The organism is Tenacibaculum aquaeponti (assembly GCF_057221555.1).
In genome coordinates this window covers 2515834-2540953 of sequence record NZ_CM170147.1, presented here as the reverse complement: position 1 = coordinate 2540953, position 25120 = coordinate 2515834, and the positions used below count along the sequence as shown (strand labels likewise).

The 25120-nt window shown below is 27.2% G+C and carries 23 protein-coding genes; 22 read left to right on the top strand and 1 reads right to left on the bottom strand.

Features of this window, described 5'->3' with window-relative positions; all coding sequences use genetic code 11:
• The first annotated feature begins 70 nt into the window (after positions 1 to 70).
• The 5 genes from AC2TEO_RS11450 (at position 71) to AC2TEO_RS11430 (ending at position 3796) form a co-directional block, all read left to right on the top strand.
• Positions 71 to 652, top strand: coding sequence for a MarC family protein (locus AC2TEO_RS11450; RefSeq protein ID WP_442264957.1), 582 nt, complete (start codon positions 71 to 73; stop codon positions 650 to 652).
• A 1-nt stretch (position 653) separates the two neighbouring features.
• Positions 654 to 1268 carry an FAD-dependent oxidoreductase gene (locus tag AC2TEO_RS11445; protein WP_442264956.1) on the top strand — a complete coding sequence of 205 codons (615 nt, stop codon included), beginning with the start codon at positions 654 to 656 and terminating at the stop codon, positions 1266 to 1268.
• Between the two features lie 184 nt (positions 1269 to 1452).
• The gene (locus AC2TEO_RS11440; RefSeq protein WP_442264955.1) at positions 1453 to 2103 is read left to right on the top strand and encodes a hypothetical protein; all 651 of its coding nucleotides are present in this window, start codon (positions 1453 to 1455) and stop codon (positions 2101 to 2103) included.
• Positions 2103 to 3119, top strand: coding sequence for a sensor histidine kinase (locus AC2TEO_RS11435; protein ID WP_442264954.1), 1017 nt, complete (start codon positions 2103 to 2105; stop codon positions 3117 to 3119). Before AC2TEO_RS11440 ends, AC2TEO_RS11435 begins: the two co-directional genes overlap by 1 nt.
• Positions 3116 to 3796: a LytR/AlgR family response regulator transcription factor gene (locus AC2TEO_RS11430; protein WP_442264953.1), complete on the top strand. Its 681-nt coding sequence runs from the start codon at positions 3116 to 3118 to the stop codon at positions 3794 to 3796. The genes AC2TEO_RS11435 and AC2TEO_RS11430 overlap by 4 nt, the downstream gene beginning before the upstream one ends.
• A 1135-nt stretch (positions 3797 to 4931) precedes the next feature.
• Here AC2TEO_RS11430 and AC2TEO_RS11425 read toward each other — a convergent pair.
• Positions 4932 to 6110, bottom strand: a complete 1179-nt coding sequence (locus AC2TEO_RS11425) for an acyl-CoA dehydrogenase family protein (RefSeq protein ID WP_442264952.1) — start codon at positions 6108 to 6110, stop codon at positions 4932 to 4934.
• A 69-nt stretch (positions 6111 to 6179) separates the two neighbouring features.
• On the opposite strand from AC2TEO_RS11425, the gene rnpA reads away from it, so the two are divergent.
• From rnpA to AC2TEO_RS11340, 17 genes are all read left to right on the top strand, one after another.
• On the top strand, positions 6180 to 6563 hold the full coding sequence (rnpA, locus tag AC2TEO_RS11420) for a ribonuclease P protein component (RefSeq protein WP_442264951.1): 384 nt from the start codon (positions 6180 to 6182) through the stop codon (positions 6561 to 6563).
• Entirely contained in the window at positions 6553 to 8175 is a 1623-nt protein-coding gene (locus tag AC2TEO_RS11415) for a S41 family peptidase (RefSeq protein WP_442264950.1), read from the top strand. Before rnpA ends, AC2TEO_RS11415 begins: the two co-directional genes overlap by 11 nt.
• An 8-nt stretch (positions 8176 to 8183) precedes the next feature.
• The gene (locus AC2TEO_RS11410) at positions 8184 to 9857 is read left to right on the top strand and encodes a DUF6909 family protein (protein WP_442264949.1); all 1674 of its coding nucleotides are present in this window, start codon (positions 8184 to 8186) and stop codon (positions 9855 to 9857) included.
• Positions 9858 to 9859: 2 nt separating this feature from the next.
• On the top strand, positions 9860 to 10909 hold the full coding sequence (locus tag AC2TEO_RS11405) for a hypothetical protein (protein ID WP_442264948.1): 1050 nt from the start codon (positions 9860 to 9862) through the stop codon (positions 10907 to 10909).
• A 45-nt stretch (positions 10910 to 10954) separates the two neighbouring features.
• Entirely contained in the window at positions 10955 to 12070 is a 1116-nt protein-coding gene (gmd, locus tag AC2TEO_RS11400) for a GDP-mannose 4,6-dehydratase (protein ID WP_442264947.1), read from the top strand.
• A complete protein-coding gene (locus AC2TEO_RS11395; protein WP_442264946.1) occupies positions 12063 to 13121 on the top strand; it encodes a GDP-L-fucose synthase family protein in 1059 nt (352 codons plus the stop codon). Before gmd ends, AC2TEO_RS11395 begins: the two co-directional genes overlap by 8 nt.
• A complete protein-coding gene (locus AC2TEO_RS11390; protein WP_442264945.1) occupies positions 13111 to 13980 on the top strand; it encodes an N-acetylneuraminate synthase family protein in 870 nt (289 codons plus the stop codon). The genes AC2TEO_RS11395 and AC2TEO_RS11390 overlap by 11 nt, the downstream gene beginning before the upstream one ends.
• The gene (locus AC2TEO_RS11385; RefSeq protein WP_442264944.1) at positions 13980 to 15131 is read left to right on the top strand and encodes a 3-deoxy-D-glycero-D-galacto-nonulopyranosonate 9-phosphatase; all 1152 of its coding nucleotides are present in this window, start codon (positions 13980 to 13982) and stop codon (positions 15129 to 15131) included. The genes AC2TEO_RS11390 and AC2TEO_RS11385 overlap by 1 nt, the downstream gene beginning before the upstream one ends.
• Before the next feature lies 1 nt (position 15132).
• Positions 15133 to 16359, top strand: coding sequence for a CDP-glycerol glycerophosphotransferase family protein (locus AC2TEO_RS11380; RefSeq protein ID WP_442264943.1), 1227 nt, complete (start codon positions 15133 to 15135; stop codon positions 16357 to 16359).
• The gene (locus AC2TEO_RS11375) at positions 16352 to 17569 is read left to right on the top strand and encodes a hypothetical protein (protein ID WP_442264942.1); all 1218 of its coding nucleotides are present in this window, start codon (positions 16352 to 16354) and stop codon (positions 17567 to 17569) included. The genes AC2TEO_RS11380 and AC2TEO_RS11375 overlap by 8 nt, the downstream gene beginning before the upstream one ends.
• A gap of 805 nt (positions 17570 to 18374) precedes the next feature.
• Entirely contained in the window at positions 18375 to 18980 is a 606-nt protein-coding gene (gene wzy / locus AC2TEO_RS11370; RefSeq protein WP_442264941.1) for an O-antigen polysaccharide polymerase Wzy, read from the top strand.
• Entirely contained in the window at positions 18981 to 20186 is a 1206-nt protein-coding gene (locus AC2TEO_RS11365) for an O-antigen ligase family protein (protein ID WP_442264940.1), read from the top strand.
• Entirely contained in the window at positions 20176 to 21255 is a 1080-nt protein-coding gene (locus AC2TEO_RS11360) for a glycosyltransferase family 4 protein (RefSeq protein ID WP_442264939.1), read from the top strand. The genes AC2TEO_RS11365 and AC2TEO_RS11360 overlap by 11 nt, the downstream gene beginning before the upstream one ends.
• Entirely contained in the window at positions 21248 to 21796 is a 549-nt protein-coding gene (locus tag AC2TEO_RS11355; RefSeq protein WP_442264938.1) for a putative colanic acid biosynthesis acetyltransferase, read from the top strand. The genes AC2TEO_RS11360 and AC2TEO_RS11355 overlap by 8 nt, the downstream gene beginning before the upstream one ends.
• A 17-nt stretch (positions 21797 to 21813) precedes the next feature.
• A complete protein-coding gene (locus AC2TEO_RS11350) occupies positions 21814 to 22986 on the top strand; it encodes a glycosyltransferase family 4 protein (protein WP_442264937.1) in 1173 nt (390 codons plus the stop codon).
• 6 nt (positions 22987 to 22992) lie between these two features.
• Positions 22993 to 24348 (top strand): undecaprenyl-phosphate glucose phosphotransferase, encoded by a 1356-nt coding sequence (locus tag AC2TEO_RS11345; protein WP_442264936.1) that lies wholly within the window; start codon positions 22993 to 22995, stop codon positions 24346 to 24348.
• Positions 24348 to 25103, top strand: coding sequence for a glycosyltransferase family 2 protein (locus AC2TEO_RS11340; protein WP_442264935.1), 756 nt, complete (start codon positions 24348 to 24350; stop codon positions 25101 to 25103). The genes AC2TEO_RS11345 and AC2TEO_RS11340 overlap by 1 nt, the downstream gene beginning before the upstream one ends.
• Positions 25104 to 25120: the final 17 nt, after the last annotated feature.

The following is a 25120-nucleotide window of genomic DNA, read 5'->3' as shown; positions in this document are numbered from 1 at the left end:
CTACATTTAATTCCATTAATACATACTTTTGCCGCTTGTTTTAAAAAAAGTATAACTAAAAACATCAGTTATGGATTTTAATTTAAATGAAATTTTCACTGCATTCATGGTATTATTTGCCGTGATTGATATTGTAGGTAACATTCCTATTATTATCGATTTACGAAAAAAAGTTGGTCATATTCAATCTGAAAAAGCATCAATTATTGCCGGATTAATTATGATTTTATTTTTATTCGTAGGACAACGATTATTAGGATTTATTGGAATTGATGTAAATTCTTTTGCTGTTGCTGGTTCGTTTATCTTATTCTTTATTGCTTTAGAAATGATTCTTGGTATCACTTTATATAAAGATGAAGAAGATCAAGCGCTTAATGCTACAGTATTTCCTTTAGCCTTTCCTTTAATTGCTGGGCCTGGTAGTTTAACAACTTTACTATCACTTAGAGCAGAATTTCAATTAATGAATATTATTATAGCCGTTTTATTAAATGTCATTGTAATTTATTTAGTATTAAAAACTTCTGCTAAAATTGAACGCTTAATTGGTAAAAACGGTATTGCAATTATTAGAAAAATATTCGGAGTAATACTATTAGCCATAGCTGTAAAACTTTTTGCTGCAAATATTAAAATGTTATTGGCTTAATATGGAGTTTGATGTTTTAATTATTGGTGGTGGTGTTGCTGGTATGCAGTGTGCCTTAGTTTTAGGCTCTGCAAAAGAGAAATGGTTTGCCAAAAACAAAAACATTGGAATTATTATGCACCAAAGAAGTTCGCATTTACAAAACGCTTTATTTAATAACGTTTTAGGATTAAATCCTGGTTTTTTAGGTAAAGATATTTTAGAAATGGGAAAAAATCAAATGAATGAACTTTACCCTCATATTAATCAAATTCATAATGAAAAAGTTGAGGCTGTTCTCGATGATCAAAATGGTTATAAAGTAATAACTAACAAAGAAACATACTTTACGAAAAATGTTGTTATTGCTTTAAATTATGCTAAACCATTTTCTATAGCTGGACTAGAACAATATGTTGAAAAACATTCTCGTGCTAACCCAATGAAAGATCGAATTCAACTACGAAATTTTAATCACCTTATCAAAGATGGTTTATATGCCTGCGGAACAATCGCAGGTTGGAGAAGTCAATATGCTATAGCAGCTGGTAGCGGTGCTTCTGTTGCTACAGACATTCTTACGTTATGGAATGATAACATTTCAACAAAAATTCACGATAAAATTAATGCTGAATAAATGATTATTCAGCATTAACTTTATTATAAACTTACATTTATCACCTCTTTAAAGAAACTATAAATCACTCTAACTTTATTTCATATTTCGTGTTTGACTAGAAAACAATAGTGTTCATCGAAAAAAATTTCAATTCTTTTTACTTTAAGGTTCTTTTGACTCAAATAATTTAAATTTGAGTATTATGAAAACGAAACACATAATTTTAGTTTTAAGTTTAATAGTTTTTAATTCTTGTATTGTAAAATCTTTAAATCCTTTTTACACAAAAGATACTGTAAAACATATAGAAAGTTTAATTGGAGAATGGAAAGACAATAGTAATAATAGTTGGAAGATCATTTCTACAAAAGCAGAATTCTCTAAGCCTGAAAATAATGAAGGGGAAATTTCTAAGGAAGAAAAAATACTACGAGAGCAGTTTAAAAACTCTTACTTTGTTGAATATAAAAAAAAGAAAGAAACTTCTACTTTTATCGCAACACCTTTTAAAATTGAAAATCAATATTTTTTAGACTTTATCCCTTTTGATTCTGATAATGTTGATTTAAGTTCTTTAATGAAATACCATATTGTTTATACTCATTCGCTTGTAAAACTTGATATGTTAAGCGATGGAACTGTTAGTATAAAATGGTTTGATGAAAAAAGATTAGAAAAATTATTCACAGAAAAAAAGATAAAAATCAAACACAAAAAAGTTGGTGTGATGAAAGATGATATTTTATTAACTGCAACTTCTGAAGAATTACAACAGTTTTTAAAGAAATATATGGTTTCTAAATCTGTTGAAAAATGGGAAACTGAAACAAAGTTTACTTTAACAAAGAGTTAATGAAGCTTCATAAAAAATATAATATTTGGAACAGACACAATATAGCCACATTCAACGTTATATTGTGGCTGTTCTTTTTTGTCATTTTACTGTTTATCTTTTCTGATTATCCTATTCAAAAGATTGATATCATTTACACTGTAAGCTATCTAATCACATTAGTCCCTCCAGTTACTTTAGGGTTGTATTATTTTATTCCAAAACTTTTAAAAAAGGAAAAAAATGTACTCTTTGTAATTTGTATACTTACAACTACCTTATTCTTTTCCTTCTTAAATATTTCATTTCATAATATTTTAATTGATTTCTTGTTTCCAGATTATTTCTTTATTTCTTACTTAAAAAATTCTCAAATAGTGTTTTTGTTTATAACTGCTGTTTTCTTAGCCGTTTTTGTTAAGCTTGCAGAAGATTGGATTTATTTTAATCAAAAAGAAAAAGCGGCTCTACAGTTAGAACTTTCAGTTTTAAAAAATCAGATTAATCCTCATTTTTTATTTAACGCCTTAAATGTATTGTACTCTTTATCAATAAATAAAAAAGAAGAAACAACGCAAGCTATCTTACAATTATCAGATATTTTAAGATACGGTATTTATGAAACAGAAAATGAAAAGATTCCTTTAAGTAAAGAAATTGAACTTATTAAAAATTACATCGATTTTGAAAAAAACAGAAGTGCGCTTAATGCTAAAATTGATTTTGAACACACTATAGAAAAAGATCAAAAAATCCCTCCGATGCTTTTGTTACCTTTAATTGAAAACGCTTTTAAACATGGAATTAAAAGTGGTGTACAAAACCCTTTTGTACACATTAAATTAATAGAAGGAAATAATAATTTATCTTTTAGTATTTCTAATAATTTTTTAATCAGAAAAAATAAAACTCCTTACTCAGGTATAGGAATACAAAATGTTAAAAAACATTTAGAAATTTTATTCCCTAATCAACATCATCTAGAAATTACTTCTAAAAATGAGAAGTATTCTGTTTCATTAACAATAGAATTATGATCAAAAAAATAAACTGCATTATTATAGATGATGAACCTTCATCTCAAAATGTATTAGAACAATTTGTGAAAAAAATTGATTTTTTAGAATTAAAAGCTGTCTGCAATCACGCTCAAGAAGCACAAAAAGTGATAGAAGTTGAAAAAGTAGACTTATTGTTTTTAGATATTAATATGCCTATCATCTCAGGATTAGACTTTTATAAGTCGTTAATCAATCCACCTTTAGTTATTTTCACAACTGCATATGCAGAATTCGCTGTAGAAGGTTTTGATGTAAATGCAACCGATTATTTATTGAAGCCTTTTTCGTTCGAACGTTTTCAGAAAGCTGTAATTAAAGCTAAAGATATTTTAAAGCAAGATGAAGACAAACTTATTCTTAAAGCAGATAAAAGATTACATATTATAAAATTTGAAGACATCTTATTTGTTCAATCGTTAGGAGATTATGTTAAAGTACATACCACGAATAACACATTAACAACCTATAGTAAATTAAGTACTATGATAGAAAAGTTACCTTCAAACAATTTTATTCAAGTTCATAAATCATATGCTATAAATATTCAAAAAGTAAATTTTATAGAAGGAAACCATTTACTAATTTCCGAGCACAAAATCCCTATTGGCCAAAAACATAAACAAAACTTAACCAAACACTTAAACAACTATTAAGCTATTTTAATTAAATACGGAAAATCACATTTTATTATGCGGATATCCCTTTTTAAAAACTAAAAAACCATCTTACATTTGTAATGTAATTGTTTATTACATAAAACATTAGGGATTATTTAAAATTAACAACATGGGAAAATTATTACTTTTTAAAATTAACAAAATAGCCAAATCATTTACTCAAGCTTTAACTGAATGTGCTAAAGGAGCAAGTTACGCTTTACAACACTAAAAAATTAGTACCCCCCGAAACTTATAAACTATATCAAAAGCCACCTTTAATGGGTGGTTTTTCCTTTTAGTCTTAAGGAAAAAACCTTTTTACAACTACGGAAAACTACACGTTATCTTGCGGTTTTCCCCTTGCAAAAACCTTGTTACTGTCACTATATTTGTAATGTAATTATTTATTACACAAAACATTAGGGATTATTTAAAATTAACAACATGGGAAAATTATTACTTTTCAAAATTAACAAAATAACGAAATCATTTGCTCAAGCTTTAACTGAATGTGCTAAAGGAGCAAGTTACGCTTTACAGCACTAAAAAATAGTACCCCCCGAATACTTAAAACCATATCAATAAACCACCTTAACAGGTGGTTTTTCTGCTCTTAAAACTTAGGAAAAACCCTTTTACAATTACGGAAAATTACATGTTATCTTGCGGTTTTCCCTTTGTAATAACCTTATTGTGCCCACTATATTTGCAATGTTATTCTTTAATAACAAGTTTAGGGATTATTTTAAAATTAAAATTATGGGGAAAATTTTAATCATTAAAGCTAGAAGAATTTTAAAACGTTTTTTATTAGCTTTAAGAGAGTGGGGTAAAGGAGCAAGTTACGCTTTACAACACTAAACCGAACTTAATGTAAAAGCTATCGGTATTTCTTCGATAGCTTTTCTATTTTGTTTAAAAACCGTAGGGTGTTTAAACTCTGAGTTGTATTACTATCAGATAACCAACATTAAAACGGGAAATAAAATGAAACAATTTGAAGGGATATTAAAGAGATTAACTAATATTTTAAAAGAGATTACTAAAACTCTAGGCAAACTGGGTGAAGGGGCCAGTTATGCAATTCAACATTAGTTATCAAAAAAAGCTACCCTATCTGGTAGCTTTTTTATTTAAAAGCATTTAAACCTGTAATATCAAGTCCAGTAATTAATAAATGGACATCATGTGTACCTTCATAAGTAATTACACTTTCTAGATTCATTGCATGTCTCATAATAGAATATTCGCCAGAAATTCCCATTGCCCCTAAAACTTGTCTAGCTTCTCTTGCAATATTGATAGCCATTTCTACATTATTTCGTTTAGCCATTGAGATTTGTGCTGAAGTCGCTTTTCCTTCATTTTTCAAAACACCTAATCGCCAAGCCATTAATTGTGCCTTTGTTATTTCTGTAATCATTTCAGCTAATTTTTTTTGCTGTAACTGAAATTGTCCAATTGGTTTTCCGAATTGAGTTCTTTCTTTTGAATATCTTAATGCAGTATCATAACAATCCATAGCTGCACCAATTGCTCCCCAAGCAATACCATAACGCGCATGATCTAAACATTTTAAGGGAGCTCCTAACCCAGATTTATTAGGTAATATATTTTCTTTTGGCACTTTTACATTATTAAAAATAAGTTCTCCTGTAATTGATGCTCTTAACGACCATTTATTTTTAGTTTCTGGAGTTGTAAAACCTTCCATACTACGTTCTACAATTAAACCATGTACTCTACCTTCTTCATTTTTAGCCCAAACTACAGCCACATCACAAATAGGAGAATTAGAAATCCACATTTTTGCTCCATTCAACAAATAATGATCTCCCATATCTTTAAACTTCGTTTCCATTCCACCCGGGTTAGACCCATGATTTGGCTCTGTTAAACCAAAACTTCCAATCCATTCTCCTGAAGCTAATTTTGGTAAATATTTTTTTCGTTGTTCTTCTGACCCATAATTAAATATTGGTCCCATTACCAAAGAAGTTTGAACAGAAGCTGTAGAACGAATACCACTATCTCCTCTCTCTAACTCTTGCATAATTAAACCGTACGAGATTTGATCTAATCCTGCTCCTCCATATTCAGAAGGAATATAAGAACCAAAAGCTCCTACTTCTGCTAATCCAGTTACTAATTGTTTTGGAAATTCTGACTTTTGAGCATACTCTTCAATAATTGGTGATAACTCTTTTTTCACCCAACTACGTGTGGTATTTCTAACTAACTTATGCTCATCTGATAATAGATCATCTACTAAATAATAATCTGGTGCTTGAAAAAGATCGGGTTTCATATTCATTTACTTTATTCAAAAATAGCTAAAAAAACAGATATTAATCTTTCTTTGCTTATGTTTGTCCTAATGAAATTCACACTAGGAAAGCAAGAACGTTTAAAGAGTAGAAAGTTAATTTCACAATTATTTACTGAAGGTAAATCTATTAAAGTTTTTCCTTTAAGAATGGTGTATTTAAAAATTGAACATCATTCAAATTTCCCAGTTCAATGTGGAGTTTCTGTTCCAAAACGAAACTTTAAAAAAGCTGTAGATAGAAATAGAATTAAACGTTTATTAAGGGAAAGTTATCGTTTACAAAAAAATATAGTGTATTCGGAAGTTGATAAACCTTATGTGTTTATGATTTCTTATCTTGCAAAAGAAGAGTGGCAATACGCAGACTTAGAATCCTCAATGGAGAAACTTTTAAAGAAGTTTATCACAAAAATTTCTGAAGATGAGAAATAAAAAAATTTTAATTCTAATTGTTGGTTGTGTAATTATTGTTTCTTTTTCTTTTCAGTCTCGTTTCTTCGAGATTGCAAAACAAATAGAAATTTACAACAATTTATATAAGACACTAAATGTTGATTACATTAACGAAATAAATCCTGGTGAAATTACAACCAAGGCTATAAATAATACCTTAGAAAATTTAGATCCCTACACTCGTTTTTATAATGAGCAACAAGTAGAAGATGCAAAAATTAGGCGTGAAGGTGAATATGGAGGAATTGGAATTTCTTCTTGGTACTCTAAACAAGGAATTACAATTCGTACCATAAAAGAAGGGTTTCCTGCTGATAAAATTGGTTTAAAAGCTGGCGATATAATTATCGATGTTAATAACCAAAAACTACAAGGTTTAGATAATGAAAACTTGTCTCAAGTTTTAAAAGGAATTCCTGGTACGGCTATTTCATTAGTCGTTAAAAGAGGAGATAAAACATTAAATTTTAAATTAGAATTAGATAAAATTATTGACGATCCAGTTCCTTATTTTGAGATGATTAATAAAGATACTGGTTATGTTATATTAACTCAATTTACAGTTAGAAAATCTACCGATGGTGTAAGAAATGCTATTAATGTACTGAAAGAAAAAGGGATGAAAAAATTAGTTTTCGACCTAAGAAGTAATCCTGGTGGATCTTTGTATGATGCTGTAAATATTACTAATTTATTCATTCCTAAAGGAAAAAGAGTTGTTGACACTAAAGGAAAAACAAAAAAGAATTCTAGAAGCTATACTACTAGTCAAGATGCTCTAGATGAAACATTACCTGTTGTAGTATTAATAAATGACAGATCGGCATCGGCATCTGAAATTGTATCTGGAGCATTACAAGATTATGATAGAGCTGTAGTTTTAGGTGAACGATCTTTCGGAAAAGGATTAGTACAACGCTATTTCGATTTACCATATGGTACACAGATGAAAGCTACAATTTCTAAATACTATACCCCTAGTGGAAGATGTATTCAGGAATTAGATTATGCTAATCGTAACTGGAAAACAGGGAAAGTTCCTAAATTTTCTGATGGACAAGTAAACACTTTTAAAACTGAAAATGGTAGAGCTGTATATGATGGTGGAGGTGTAACTCCTGATGTAAAAGTTAATATCTCTAAAAAAACTGAAGAAACTGAGAAACTTTTAAATTCTAGAGCAATTTTTAATTTTGCTACAGATTATGTGAGAAAAAATCCAAAATCGGATATTAATTCTTTTTCGTTTAATGGTTTTGAAAATTTTAAAACATATTTAAAAACAAAAGATACTGCTTTTGTAACAGAGCAAGAAAAGTTATTTAAAGAAGCTTATAAAAAGCTGAAAAATAAAGATAATGTTGCTTCAGATTACAATCAATTAATCACAAAAATAAAAACGTATAAAGTTCAACAGATTAATAAAAATAAAGATATTCTGTTAGAAAAAATACAAGATGAAATTTTACAACAATATTTTTATAAGAAAGGTGTTTATCAATACCATTTGAAAAATGATGCCACGATCAAACAAGCAGTTCAGATATTAAATGATGAATCTAAGTACAATAAAATATTAGGAAATAGCTAAAAAGTAATATGTCAAAAATATATAAAGAAAGAACGAGAGCCCAAGAATCTACAAATGCAATAGAAAAATTATATATTTCTATGCGTCATTTATTTAGCCGTGGATTTTATAAGCCTATGGGAGTTTCAGGTGAAACTTTACGAAAATCGTTATTATCACTTAGACCTGAAATTTATGGGTCTATTGCCGAAAACAAAACTGAATTAAATGGCTTAAACTATATAATAGAAAGACTTCCTGAAGGAATAGAAGAATGTCAATTCATTAATCTTACAGGAGATGAAGGTTATAGAAACTCTCATTTTAAAGCAATTATTCCTCCAAAAAGAAGAAGAAACTGTTATCGAATAGATAAAGATCAAATGAATATTGAGATTACTAGGGGAAGATCTGATGTCTATGATATTTTAACACATCTTACCTTTTTATTTATAGAATCTCATAAAATAAAAGATCGTGTTTTAATTAGTGATGGTAAAAAAACAACTCGTGAATGGCAAAACCTAGAAGAAACAGTTCTTCACAACAAATCACTTACTGATCAAGAAAAAGATGTTTTGATAGTACATCTTGGAAGTATTTTAGGAAGAACTTACGAAGAAGTTTATCAAGCTTACAACACTTATGAGACAGAAGAAAACCCACATCGTTTCTTCCAATTAATTTATTGGTTAGGTAAACTAGCCATTAACGAAGAGCTTTATGATAAAAAAAGATCTATTCGTTTTAGCTCTGTTTTATCTGAAGAAATTGGGCGTCATTATCATGGAGAAAATTGGGCTAATGATATTAAAGAAGCCTTATTACAAAATAATTTATTAAATAGACCTATTCATATTATAAGCGCTAATATGCATAGTGTGTTAAACACATTATATGCGAATAATGCTTTACCTAAAGAAAATAACTCTGGTTTTGAATTATATGAGCTATTAAGTAACGCCAATAGCAAGCCCTTACAAACTTCTGTAAAAAATTACGCTTCTGAAAACGGATTAATTTACATTAAAGATAAAAGTGGAACAAACATTAATGTTCAAATTATAGACACTGCAAAAGTGAATTTTGATAACACAAAATTTAACAATCCTAATTCATCAGCAAAACCAGTGATTATTGTAATGGATTATGCTTTTGGAGAACAAGCTTATGAAACTATGGATGAGTTATTAAAACCATATAAACGTAATAATGAGATTCTTCATATAAATGTTGAATCTGTTTCCATAATGGGTAAAGCAGGAATTTTAGAAGGTGGTAAAGGAGATATTATGATTCCTTCTTCTCACATTTTTGAAGGTACTGCGGATAACTACCCTTTTAAGAATGAACTTAAAAAAGAAGATTTAGAAGGTTTTGGCGTTGAAGTATTTGATGGCGCTATGGTTACTGTATTAGGAACTTCATTACAAAACAAAGACCTTTTAAAATTCTTCCATGACTCAACTTGGGATGTTATCGGATTAGAAATGGAAGGAGCACATTACCAAAAAGCAATTCAATCAGCATCTAAGATTAGAGGTAATATTGGTGAAAATGTAAAAGTAAGATATGCGTACTATGCTTCAGATAATCCATTAGAAACTGGAGCAACATTAGCTTCTGGTGGATTAGGAATGAGCGGTGTAACTCCAACTTATGCAATTACTCAAAAAATATTAGAACAAATATTAAACGACTAAAAATGTCTGATCAATATCATAAAGAAAATGAAGAAGTAGATTTAGGGTCTTTGTTCATTATTATTGGAAAAGGATTTACAAAATTAGGTAACTCTATTTTGGGAATTTTTAAAGGTATATTCAATTTCTTTATTGAGATTCTTTTATTCCTAAAACTTAATGTAATTAAACTAAGTATCGCAACTTTTATAGGTGCCCTACTAGGAGTTTTTATGGAGTTTAATTCTGAAACAACTTACGAAGCAAATCTACATGTTAAACCTAACTTTAGTAGTTCTAGACAGTTATACAATAATATTCAATTTTATAATGATTTAGTAAAGCAAAAAAACATTGAGCAAATTAAATCTATATTTAAAATATCTGATACTGAAGCCAAATCTTTCAAAAAATTTGAAATCACTCCAATCATCAATGAAAATGACATTCTTACTTCTTATGATGAGCTTACACAATCGATAGATACATCTACTGTAAAAAGCTATTCGTATTTAAAATTTAAGAATGCATTTACTAAATTCGATTATAAGGTTCATAAAATAACTGTAAATTCTACTAGAGATAATATTTTTTCTAAGCTGGATGAAGTAATTATTGGTTCTATTGTTAATAATAACTACTTCAAGAATCTAAAAAAGATTAATAAAAACAATTTATTAAGAACTGATTCTTTATTAAGAAAAAACCTTAAACAAGCTGACTCTTTACATCACATATACAAACAAGTATTAATAGAACAAGCTAAAAAACCTAACTCATCTACTAGCATTAATATGGAAGGAAATAATCCTGGTTCGAAAAACAAAGAACAGGAGCTATTCAATGCCAAAATCAGATTAAATAATGATTTAGTTAAAGTTAACAAAGATCTATCTGAAAAATCGGAAATAATAAATATTGTTTCTAACTTCCAACCAATAGGTCATGAAATTAAAGAAATTGAAAAAAATAAAGCTTTTCAATTTGGTTTAGTAGGTTTAAGTTTAATGATATTACTACTATTATTATTAAAATTAAATTCATATTTAGAATCATATAGAAAGAGTAAATAATTTTAGAAATCTATTCTTTAAATAGGTTTTTTCTAAAAAAACAACATGAAAAAAGTAGCTTTAATTACAGGAATTACGGGGCAAGATGGTGCATATTTAGCAGAACTTTTATTAAAGAAAAACTATATAGTTCACGGTATAAAAAGAAGAGCATCTAGCTTTAATACACAACGTATTGATCATTTATATCAAGATCCACATACTGAAAATAGAAATCTGATTCTTCATTATGGAGATATGACCGATGGAACTAATTTAATCCGAATACTTCAAGAAGTTCAACCTGACGAAATTTATAATCTGGCAGCGATGAGTCATGTACATGTTTCTTTTGAAACACCAGAATATACTGCTAATGTAGACGGATTAGGAACATTAAGATTGTTAGAAGCTATTCGCATTTTAAAACTCGAAAATAAAACTAAAATCTATCAGGCTTCTACATCTGAACTTTATGGAAAAGTTCAAGAAGTACCACAATCAGAAACAACACCTTTTTACCCAAGAAGTCCGTATGGAGTTGCAAAAATGTATGCATATTGGATTACAGTAAATTATAGAGAAGCTTATAATATTTTTGGCTGTAACGGAATTTTATTTAATCATGAATCTCCAATACGAGGAGAAACTTTTGTTACACGTAAAATTACTAGAGCTGTTTCAAAAATTGCTCATGGGTTACAAGATAAATTATACCTAGGAAACCTAAATGCTCAAAGAGATTGGGGGCATGCGAAAGATTATGTTCGCATGATGTGGATGATTTTACAAGCAGATCAACCAGAAGATTGGGTAATTGCTACTGGTAAAACAACCACAGTTAGAGACTTTGTACAAATGGCTTTTAATGAAATTGGTGTAGAATTATCATTTGAAGGAGAAGGTAAAGAAGAAAAAGGAATTATAAAATCTTCTAATAACCCAAACTTTAATCTAGACGTTGGAAAAATCGTAGTTTGTATTGATCCACACTATTACCGTCCTACTGAAGTAGATTTATTAATAGGAGACGCTAGTAAAGCTAAAGAAAAATTAGGTTGGGTTCCGGAGTATACATTAGAAGATATGGTGAAAGAAATGATGGAAAGTGATTTAAAGTTAATGGAGAGAGAAACGTATTTGCAAAAAGGCGGACATGATATTTTAAATAATTATGAATAAATCTTCTAAAATATTTGTTGCAGGGCATAAAGGGTTAGTAGGTAGTGCTATAACTAAAAACCTTAAACAAAAAGGCTATACAAATATTATTACTAAAACACATAATGAGTTAGATTTAACAAATCAAACTGAAACTGCCTCTTTTTTCAAAAAAGAAAAACCTGAATACGTTTTTTTAGCCGCTGCAAAAGTTGGTGGTATTATTGCCAACAATACATATAGAGCAGATTTTATTTATGCTAATTTGATGATTCAAAATAATGTGATTCATGAAAGTTATAAACACAATGTAAAAAAACTTTTATTCTTAGGAAGCACTTGTATTTATCCTAAAAATGCACCTCAACCCTTAGTGGAAAATTCATTATTAACAGGAGAATTAGAATACACAAACGAACCTTATGCAATAGCAAAAATTGCAGGAATAAAAATGTGTGAGAGTTATAATTTACAATACGGAACAAATTTTATTTCTGTAATGCCAACAAATCTTTACGGACCTAATGACAATTTTGACCTGGAAAAATCTCATGTACTACCAGCTTTAATTCGAAAAATTCATTTGGCAAAACTATTATCTGAAGGAAAAGATTTAAATATTATAGAAGATTTAAAAGTTAAATCAATAGAAGAAGCTAGAATTTACTTATCAAAATTCGGAGTATCAGAAGATAGCGTAGAAATTTGGGGCTCAGGAAAACCTAAAAGAGAGTTTTTATGGAGTGAAGACATGGCAGATGCGTGTGTTCATATTATGAATAACGTTGATTTTAAAGACTTAATTAAGGGTTCTAAAGAAGTAAAAAATACACATATAAATATTGGTACAGGAAGAGAAATATCAATAAAAGAATTGGCTCAACTAATAAAGAAAAGAGTAGGATTTAAAGGGACATTAATGTTTAATATTAATAAACCTGATGGTACTATGAGAAAATTTACAGATGTAACTAAACTAAATAGTTTAAATTGGAAACATTCAGTTGAACTAACAGATGGAATAGATAGAATGTATAAATGGTATATAGAAAAGTATAAAAATGAACTATAAAAAACCAAAAGTAATTGCTGAAATCGGTTGTAATCACAAAGGTGACTTCGATATTGCAATTGAGTTATTAGACCTAGCAAAAGAATGTGGTGCTGATATTGCTAAATTTCAAAAAAGAAATAATAAAGAATTACTTACACCTGAACAATATAAAGCTAAACACCCAAACCCAGCTAACTCTTACGGAGAAACCTATGGAGCACACAGAGAGTTTTTAGAATTTACAGTTGAACAACATAAAAAACTAAAAGAACACTGTGATTCTATTGGTATTGAATATTCTACGTCTGTATGGGATACTACCTCTGCAAAAGAAATGATTACTTTTAAACCAAGTTTATTAAAAGTACCTTCTGCATGTAATAATCATTTTGAAATGTTAAAAGTACTAAGAGATGAGTTTGAAGGAGAAGTACATTTATCTTTTGGAATGACTACACAAGAAGAAGAGAAAAAAATAGTGGCCTTTTTCGAAGAAACTGGTCAAGCAAAAAATAGGCTAGTTATTTATTCTTGTACTTCAGGATATCCTGTTCCTTTCGAAAATGTTTGTTTACTAGAAATTACTAGATTAAAAAAAGAATTTGGAGATCGTGTAAAAGATATAGGTTTTTCAGGTCATCATTTAGGTATTGCTATAGATAATGCAGCTTATACACTTGGTGCAACTTGGGTAGAAAGACATTTTACAAAAGATAGAACTTGGAAAGGTACTGATCATGCAGCTTCTTTAGAACCAACAGGAATGAGAAAATTATGTAGAGATTTAAATGCTACATACAAATCTTTAAATTATAAAGAATCTGAAATTTTAGCAATTGAACAAGTACAAAGAGATAAACTAAAGTATAGAAAGTAATGAAAACAGTAGCTTTTATTCCTGCAAGAGGTGGAAGTAAATCAATTCCTCTTAAAAACATTAAACTGTTTTGTGGAAAACCCTTAATTTATTGGACAATAAAAGCTGCTTTTGAAGTAAATCAAATAAATGAAGTAGTTGTAGCTACAGATAGTCTAGAAATAGAAGAAACTGTCAGGTCTTTCAAATTTGAAAAAGTTACAATTTACCAAAGAGAAGCTAAAAATGCAGAAGATACTTCATCTACAGAAAGTGTAATGCTTGAATATTTATCAAAAGTAAACTTATCAGATTCTGATCGTTTTATATTGATACAAGCAACTTCACCAATGTTAACAAAGAATGATCTTGAAAACGGATTGAATCTATTTGTAAATAAAAAATATGATGCTGTTTTATCTTGTGTTCGAAGTAAAAGATTTTTTTGGTCACCCGACGGAAAAGCTTTGAATTACGATTTCAAAAATAGACCTAGAAGACAAGATTTTGATGGATTGTTAATGGAAAATGGTGCTTTTTACATAAGTACTGTAAAATCTATTCTCACAAATGAAAATAGAATATCTGGAAATATAGGTATAAGCGAAATGCCTGAATTTACTGCTGTAGAGATTGATGAAGAAGAGGATTGGATTGTTGCTGAATCTTTAATGAAAAAATTTATTTTAAATCAAAAAAAGCATAAAATAAAGTTAGTAATTTCTGATGTAGATGGGGTTTTAACTGATGCTGGAATGTATTATACCGAAGATGGTAATGAACTAAAAAAGTTTAATACTCACGACGGTATGGGATTTCAATTGTTAAGAGAAAATGGAATTAAGACTGGAATTATAACTTCTGAAAACACAAATATTGTTGCAAATAGAGCAAAAAAACTAAAAGTTGACTTTTTGTATCAAGGAAAAAAATTCGGAGGAAAATTAGAGTCTGTTTTAAAAATTTGTAACGAAAATAGTTTAGAGTTAGAAGAGGTTGCATATATCGGAGACGACATTAATTGCTTTGAACTGCTAAATGCAGTAGGTTTTGCTGCTTGTCCTGCCAATGCAACAAAAAAAATAAGAGACATCGTAAACATAACATTATTAGAAAAAAAAGGTGGTGAAGGTGTTTTTAGAGAGTTTGTGGAAAAAATATTAGCAAATTAAAATGAAAAAAATTCTTTATTACGATAACTGGGATAAAGGATACAGGAACTTTTTACGTTTAGATCCTATTTTTAAAGAAAATGGTTACTCTACAATTCTTTTACACACCTCTTCTTTAGTTGATGAAATTATTGAAATTGACAAAGAAATTGATGGCCTCTATTTAAGAGATATTTCTTTTTATAATACAAAAAGATTACGAAAGATTATAAGCAGTGAAGCTCCTGATGCAATTATTATGCTGAACTTATCTTTTATGATAGATAGAGCTTTAATAAGGATTTGTAATGATTTAAACATTAAAATTTATCATCTTTCACACGGGATGTTAATTCCTTCAGACAGTATTAAGGTAGTTAAACAAACAATAAAAGACTCTTCTAAAAAAAATCTTTTTTCAAAATTTAATAAAAAGAATAGATATGCTTTATTTAACTATCTAGTAGAATTAAAAAGCGTTACTAAAACAATATCTTTCTTTTACAAAGCAATAAAAAATCACACAAATTATACTCTTTTCCCCATTTATTCAGAAGAATTAAAGGTCAATAAATCGTTTGTCTTTTACCCTTCAGACTATCAAATTATGGTTAAAGATTTTGGCTTTCCAAAAGAAATGATAGAAGTTATAGGTAATCCAGAACTTGATGTTTTTTATAATTCTCAAATTATTGAGAAAACTACTTTTTTAAATACCAACAATATTAAAAATAGTAATTATATAGGTTATTTTGATGATGGACTTTCTAAAACACATGGTTGGAACAACAATAAATGGTTAGCTTTCTTAAAAGATTTAAATGATATTATTGTTAGTAAAGGCTCCTCACTTGTTATAAAACTCCATCCACGACGCGACATTAAAGAATGTATTTCATTCTTTGAAGAAAACAATATCACTTATTTATCTGATGTTGATTTTAAAAATTTTATACATCACTCTAAATTTATTATAAGTCATTTTTCTTCTGTTATTGTTTATGTTCTTCTTCTAAATAAAAAAGTAAAATCTCCCAGATGGGGTGAGTCAAGAGGTCTAGAAGAAAAATATCCTAACAATATTATTGAATATTTTTATTCTAAAAAATCATTTGAAGATAGCTTCTCATCAATAGAAACAAATAAAAACGAAACACAAAAATATTTATACAATACTGTCGGAAAAGTAGATGGTAAATCTACTAAAAGAGTTGTGAATAAGATTTTAAATGATTTAAAGAATGAGTAATAAAAGTTTCTTTTTAAATTCTTTAAAATATATTATCGTATCTGGAGCATCTAAAGGACTAAACTATTTAATTCTATTATATTTTGCTGTAGGTATTTTTTCTGAACAATATATAACAATACTTTTACTTCTTTCTTTAGAACAACTACTAAACTTACTACTTCCGTTAAATAACCCAACTATAATTTATTCCAAAACTGTAGTAGATTACGATAAGATAACTAATAAATTAATTTCTACTTCTTTTTTATTTCTTTGCTTTTACATCATAAGTTTTTGGCTTTTCAAGGAATCTATATTTAGATATTATGGTGTTTCCAATTTAATTATTTTCTCTTCCATTTTATTTAACGTTTTTACAAATGGTTATATATTTTATCTAACAAATTTTTATAAATTAATAGAAAACCATGATAAAGCTCTTAAAGTACAATCACTCTACTTTATCTCTTTTCTATCTATATTAATATTTTCTTTAGTGCTAGAAAATAAAGTATTAGCATTCTTTTTAGGTAAATCTGTAGGTTTCTTAATTATTATAATACTGATAAAACTATTCAAGTTTAATATTACAAAATTTCGTTTTTTAAACTTCACTGTAAATGAATGGAAGAAAATGTTAAATCTATTTTCAATAAGTATTTTAGGTTGGATTTCTGGTTTGGGGTTTATAAATCTTGCAAAAATATATTCAACCCCAGAGATTGTTCTAAGAATTGGTTATATCTTAAATTTATGGAATGTCTTTTTACTAATAGGTATCGGTGTAAATTCAGTATACCATCCTTTAATTAAAAAACACATTACAAATAAAATGCCTGATATTGCTAATAAAATAAAACATCAGACATTACTATTATATTTGGGAATTTCTTTGTGTGCATATATAATTTATTACACTTTAAACTACATAAATCTATTGGATAATTATCCTGAAATCCAAAAGGTATTTATTGAAATTCCAAATACTTTAATTCTTTTTGTAATAAGTGCCTTTTACTATGTTATTCATCCTTTTTATCTTGTTTATGATAAATTTAAAACCTTCAATTTCCTAAATATTTCTGCATTCATATTTACTGTTTTTATAACGTTTACAGGAACTTTTAATGGTTACAACAATTACATTATATATTTAATATTACTATATTTTTTTAAAAGCTCTTTTCTTTACATTTATGGTGAAAAAAAACTAATTAGAAATGTTTAAAGCAAAAAACTTATTCTTTGTAACTTATTTAGCTTTAACAGCTTTAATATTTTTAACATTTAGTGCTTCTTTTCAAGTTTATATATCTTTCTTTATTAGTAATTTATTTTTACTTTTAGTTGTTATATATCATTTATTTTATGAGAGAGACTATTCTCCCTTTATATCTGCTTATATAGTTTTTTATCTATTATTTTTTCTCCTTGCACCTATTTCACAAATAAACTCTTTTTCTGGAGTAGAAGGCAGTAGACTTGTCAATTTTTTTATCTACAAAGAGAACTTAGTAGTTTATGCCAATACACTAATTATAATATTCAATATAATTTTCATTTGCTTCTACATTGAATTGAAAAAAAAGATTTTAAACACAAAGAATATCTTTTTAAAAGAAACTTCAAAAAAATATCTTCCTGTTATTTTATCCATTCTTTTAATTATATCATTACTAGGTTTTTTTAGTAGCTACTCTTTTATAAAAGATGAATTTTTTAATCCTAATTGGTTAAAATCTCAAGAAACGTCAAAAGCAAAAGTTTTAATTAATAAAAAGTTTATATTCATGATACCTTTTACGGGTCTTGTATTGTGTATAAAATATATTAAATCACAAAAAAAACAACTTGTAAACTATATAATTATTCTTGCTTTTTTTGTGATCTTCTTTATGCTTTTGTTTTGGTTTAAAAATCCTTTGACTGAAAAAAGAAATGCGTTAGGTCCATTGTACATATGCTTGATTTTTCTGTTTTTCCCTAAATTGCTAAATAGCAATGTGAAAACATTATCTTTTTTGTTTTTTTCTATGATTATAGTATTCCCACTAACAGCTATAATCACTCATTCTGATGCTACTTTAGCTGAGATTTATAATAATCCTTTAATACTTATAAATCAAATGAAAGGAGGAGGTATAATTAGAGCTTTTAATACTTTAAATTATGATGCCTTTTTCAATTTTACAGCTTCAATAGATTATGTTGATAAAAATGGATTCTCTTTTGGCTATCAACTCTTAGGTGGACTTCTATTTTTTGTTCCTAGAAGTTTCTGGACTTCTAAGCCAGTATCTTCAGGAGAGTTAGTAGGTGATTATTTAGTTAATGATTTTGGGTTCAATTTCACAAACTTATCTAATCCTTATGTTTCAGAAGGTTTCTTAAATTTTGGATTAATTGGAGTTATTATTTACCCTATAATATTAGCATATGTATTGATCATAATGTTACAATGGATTAAATCTAAAAATCATTTAAAAAGAATAATGTCATTTTACTTTGCAATGCATTTATTATTTTTTTTGAGAGGTGATTTTACGAATGGGTTTTCATATTATATTGCTCCATTAATAGCTGTAGTTTACTTACCTAACTTCATAGAATATATAATTAAAAACATAGTAAAAAGATAAATGAAAGCACTTTATAAATTTTTAAAAGAGAAAAGTATTCCTTATGTTTTCATAATTATGTTCTCTTTGATATTGTTACCTAGAAATATAAAATCATTAGCTATAGCGCTATTTTCTGTAACAATTCTAATACATGCTGTCATTAAAAAAAATAAAATCAATTGGCGATTTTTTTTAATAAACAGTAGTGTTTATATATTTATAATTGGTACGCTTCTTTATTCTCATGATACACGACAAGCATCGTTAAAATTACAGACAATGCTTTCCCTTTTCCTATTCCCTTTAGTATTTTCCTTAATATCTAAAGAAAACTACACTAAAATTTATAATCATAAAGAAAAGTTTTTACAAGTTTATATTTACTCTGTTCTATTATTTAATCTTATAATATTTATAGGATATTGTATTAACGATCTTGCTTTTTTTAATGTTATAAAACATTATGTTATAATAGTAAATGAAAGATTACATAAATATAATATACATCCTATTTATCTTTCTATTCATTTATGTATTTCTTTAATTTTTAGCTTTTATTTATATAGTAAAAAACGAAAGATAATTACACTTATAAGTATAGTTTTACTTTCCTTTTTCTTGTTTATTTTAATGAGAAAAGGCCCTATATTATCCTTAATATTAATTTTATTATACTCCATTATTTTTCTTCTCAAGAGAAAATTAAAAATAATAACATCTATATCGTTAATAATTCTTGTTGTTTCATCATTTTTGATAGTACCAAAGGTTAAATCAAAATTTTCTGAAATATTAAATATTGAAAAGTTAACTGAGAAAAACATGAATTCTACTAATATTAGAGCTGAGATTTACAAATCCTCTTTAAAGCCTATAAAAGAATCTTTATTTTTGGGTTATGGGATAGGTGACTTCAATTCAGCTTTAATAAATAGCTATAAAAATAAAGTTCTAATTAGAAGACAATTTAACGCTCATAATCAATACATCAGTTTTTTACTAATTGGTGGTTTGTTTTTACTTTCAATCTTTTTATTAGTGCAGTTTTATAACATACGATTATCCTACGCAAATAATAATCATCTTTTTATCATTATTTGTCTTTTTTATCTATTTAATATGATGACTGAAAGTATACTTGAAAGAGAAAATGGAGTGATTTATTTTAGTTTCTTTATTTGCTTTTTTAGTTTAAAGAATTATATACTTGATAATGAAAAGTAAAGTGTTATTAATTGGTCCTTTTCCAGACCCTATATCTGGTGTATCATTAGCAAATAAAATTGTAAGAGACTTATTAAAAGAAGAAGAAAATTTTGAAGTTTCTTTTATCAATACCTCTAACCCTAATTTCAGTGAAGATTTAGGTTCATTCTCTTTAAAAAAAATGTTCTTTTATCTAAAACTAAATTTCAACTTATATAAAGTTTTTAAAAATAATATTATTTATATCACTCCTGGTCAAACTTTTTTTGGAATAGTAAAATATTCCGTATTTATTTTATTATCAAAACTCTTAAGAAAAGAACTTATTATTCACGTTCATGGAAACCATTTAATTGATTGTTATAATAGTTTACAAGGGGTTAAAAAACGTATTTTTAAAAATCTAGTATCAAAATTCTCAAAAGGAATAGTTTTATCAGAATCTTTAAAAAGAAATTTATCTCCATTTATTGAAGATGAAAAAATATTTATTCTTTATAATTTTGCTGAAGATTACCTAAAAATAGGAGAAACAAAAAAGAAATTCGAAAAAGTAAAGCTTGTTTTTTTAAGTAATCTTATGCAAGAGAAAGGAATTCTTTTTCTATTAGATGCTTTAAAAAGATTAGAAGAAAATGAAATACCTTACGAAGCTAAGATTGCTGGTAATATTGACGAGAATTTAAAAAATATAATTGTTAAAAAACTAAACAAATTAAATCATACCGAATATATTGGTATTGTAAATGGAAATATTAAAAAAGAATTACTTCTTTGGAGTAATACTTTTATTTTGCCAACCTTTTATAAAATGGAAGGTCAACCTATTTCAATATTAGAAGCATTAGCTAGTCAAAATTTTATCATAACAACTAAGCATGCAGGCATAACAGATATTATACATCAAAATGTTCACGGTAAATTTGTAGAACAACAAAATGTAGAAAGTATTTATATAATCATAAGGAATTTAACCGAAAACTTAAATGAACTCAAAGAAATAGCTCAAAATAACAGTAAGTATTTCCAACAAAAATTTTCATTAGATCTCTTTAAAGAGAATTTTATTAAAATATTAAATGCATAAAAAACAAGATTTAAATACATTTAAATTACCAAAAAATTTTAGAGGAAGAAATCCATTTATAGTTCAACTATGGTGGATTGTTCAATCGATACTTTTTAGAACTTCTCCTCAATTTTTGTACGGATGGAGACGCTTTTTATTACGCTTGTTTGGAGCTAAAATTGGTAAGAATGTTATTATTCGACCTACAGTTAGAGTTACTTATCCGTGGAAATTAAATATTGGTGATTATTCTTGGATTGGTGATGATGTAGTTCTTTATAATTTAGGTAATATTAACATTGGAAATAATGTGGTTATTTCTCAAAAATCATATATCTGTACAGGATCTCATGACTATACCATTCCCTCCTTCCCTATTTACGCTAAAGAAATTAATATTGAAGATGAATGTTGGCTTGCTACAGATGTTTTTGTTGCACCTGGAATCACTATAGGTAAACAATCTGTTATTGGCTCTAGAAGTAGTGTTTATAAAAATATTCCTGCAAATAAAATTTGCTACGGAAACCCTTTAAAAATAGTAAAAGATAGAAATTAATTCGACAACCACTTTTCATGATCAATAATCAATTAAACATAACTATAATTTCACCTTTCTTTTTTCCTGAACCAATATCTACAGGAAAATTTAATACTGAAATGGCTCTTGCTTTAAAAGCAAAAGGGCATCATGTAAAAGTATTATGCTTTCATCCTTTTTATCCGAGTTGGAAAATCAGTAAAAGTTCAGAACAAATTGATGGTATTGAAATAATTCGTGGAGGAAAATTTCTTCGTTTTACAAAAAACTCAACACTTCGTAGAATTATTTTAGAATTGAGTTTTTCCTTTTTTATGTTTAGAAACCTTCTAAAACTAAGAAAGAAAACAGATATTATTATTCCTGTTTTTCCACCAAGTTTAGCTTTTTATTTAATACATTTTTTTCTAAAGAAAAGCACAAAAAAAATTGGCATGATACACGATTTACAAGAAATATACGCCAATCAAAAAACGAGTATAATAAGTAAAGTAATTGCAAAGAGTATTCATGTAGTAGAAAAAGGCTGTTACAAATCTTGTGATTCATTAATTTTTTTATCCCAAGAAATGAAAGACTTTGCTCAAAATTTGTATGATTTACCAACTTCTAAATTAAAAGTTCAATATCCGTTTATTACAATTGATTCTAAAAATTTCACAAACGATCTAGAAATTATATTACCTAATACACACAAACATATTGTATACTCTGGAGCATTAGGAGAGAAGCAAAATCCACAAGGTTTATATAATTTATTTAACTTTTGCTCTGAACAACTTAATGGAGTTATGTTTCATATTTTTTCTCAAGGAAATCATTTCGAAGAATTAAAAGAAAAAAATAAAAACACTAAAATTAAGTTTCATTCATTAGTTCCTAAAAACAATATTGAAGAATTATATCGTAGGAGCAACATTCAAATTGTACCTCAACTTGCAGGAACTTCTAAAGGTTCTCTTCCTTCTAAGCTTCCAAATTTATTAGTAAGCGGAGTTAATGTTGTTTGTATTACAGATAAAGGAAGTGAAATTGAACTTTTATTTAAAAGAAATAACTTTAAAACAATAGTGACATCTTGGGATACAGAAAAAATTAAAGATATATTTGAAAAGTTACTTAAAGATGATTTTGAAAAATCAAATCAAATAGAAGTAAGCAAGAAATTATTCCTTATCGACTCAATGATTGACAAAATATTAAACTAATTAAGATTGATTTCAAAACTGATTAAAAACACCAATATTTTACTCTTGATAGTAGATTTACTACTCATCAATACTGTTGTATATTTTGTTTTTGAAAAAATTCATCAAAGTTTTCAATTTCATACCTATATTTCTATTTTTTGGTGTGTTACTTCAATTTTCACAAGCTATTATAAAGTTTATAGATTCACAAACTTATATAGATTACTTAGGTTAACAGTAGTTCAAGGATTATTTTTTACACTTGGTTTTTTTGCCTATTTCGGAATATTTAAAGAAGGGGAAGTTGTTAACACACAATTTAAAACTTTAGTAATAACCTTAGGTTCATTAGCTTTTTTTAAACTTATTTCTTTCCTAATTTTGAAAAAAATAAGACAATCTGGAAGTAATTTTAAAAAAGTAATTTTCTTTGAAAAAGATGATACTACCAAAAAAATGATCAAGCTTTTTCAAAATAAACCAAGTCTAGGGTATTCTTTCGTTGGTTATTTTTCAAATAAAGCAATTGATAATTCGAATTATCTAGGAAATGAAAGTGAGTTGTACGAGTTTCTTAAAGTAAATGAAATTGATGAGATCTATGCTACACTTTCAAATTTAAAAAAAGCACAAATAAAAAAACTTACTAAATATACTAGTATACATAACATAACTTTAAAATTAATTCCTGATTCTAAAGAATTTTACAGTAAAAGTAGAAATGTAGAATTTTATGACGATACATTAAAAGTATTGAGTGTTAAAAAGCTTCCTTTCGACTTAATTGAAAATAGAATTATCAAGCGTATTTTCGATATTCTATTTTCTTCATTTGTTTGTTTGTTTATTATTTCTTGGCTATATCCTATATTATGGATATTGATTAAAATTGAATCAAGAGGTCCTGCAATATTTAAACAAGAACGAGAAGGGTTTAATGGAAATGAATTTGTTTGTTATAAATTCAGATCTATGTACATAAATAAACAAGCAAATGAAGTTCACGCTACAAAAAACGATAGCAGAGTGACACCAGTAGGAGCTTTTTTAAGAAAAACAAGTTTAGATGAAATTCCTCAATTTTTTAATGTATTATTAGGAAACATGAGTGTAGTTGGACCTCGACCACATTTAGAAAGTTTAGCTCTTGAGTATCAAAAAGATGTTGACAATTATTTAGAACGACACGCTGTAAAACCAGGTATAACTGGCTTAGCACAAATTAGTGGTTATAGAGGTGAAATAAAAAAGAAATCAGACATTAAAAATAGAGTTCGCTTAGATATTTTTTATATCGAGAATTGGTCGTTTATGTTAGATATAAAAATTGTTGTTAGTACCGTGTTAAACGTTTTTAAGGGTGATGAAAATGCTTATTAATGAATAATTATACTGACATAACAGCTTGTATTGTATTATATAATGAGAATATTAATGATTTAGAAAATACTGTTAACTCCTTTTTAAATATTTCTTATTTCACAAAACATCTTTTTTTAGTAGACAATTCACCTCAACAGAACTTACCTCTATCACTAAAAAACCAACCTGATATTACCTATATTTTTAACAATGAAAACTTAGGTTTTGCGAAGGCTCAAAATCTTGTATTAGATAAAATAAAAAACTCTAAATATCATTTAGTTTTAAATCCAGATGTAACTTTTAAACCTAATGTTATTCAGCATTTAATTGAAACATTAAGAAACAAAACTAATATAGCTGTAATTACTCCTAAAATTCAATTTCCAAACGGAAAACATCAATATAATGTTAGGAAGTATCCTACTTTTTTTGATTTAATAATTAGAAAACTAAACATTTTTAGGAGTAGAATTCATGAACAAGAGTATAGAGATCAAGATTTAACCAAACCATTTTTTCCAGAAGCGATACATGGCTGTTTTATGTTATTTAAAACTGAAGATTTTGTTACTTTAAATGGTTTTGATGAACGTTACTTCTTGTATATGGAAGATATTGATATCTGTAAAAAAATAGATCTGATAGGTAAGAAAAAATTATATTATCCTAAAGTAAAAGTTTCACATGTTTTAAAACAAGGATCTTCTAAAAACATCAAATTATTTCTTTACCATTTATCTTCTGCTTTTAAGTATTTTGTGAAATGGTAATAGCTTATATTTGCAGC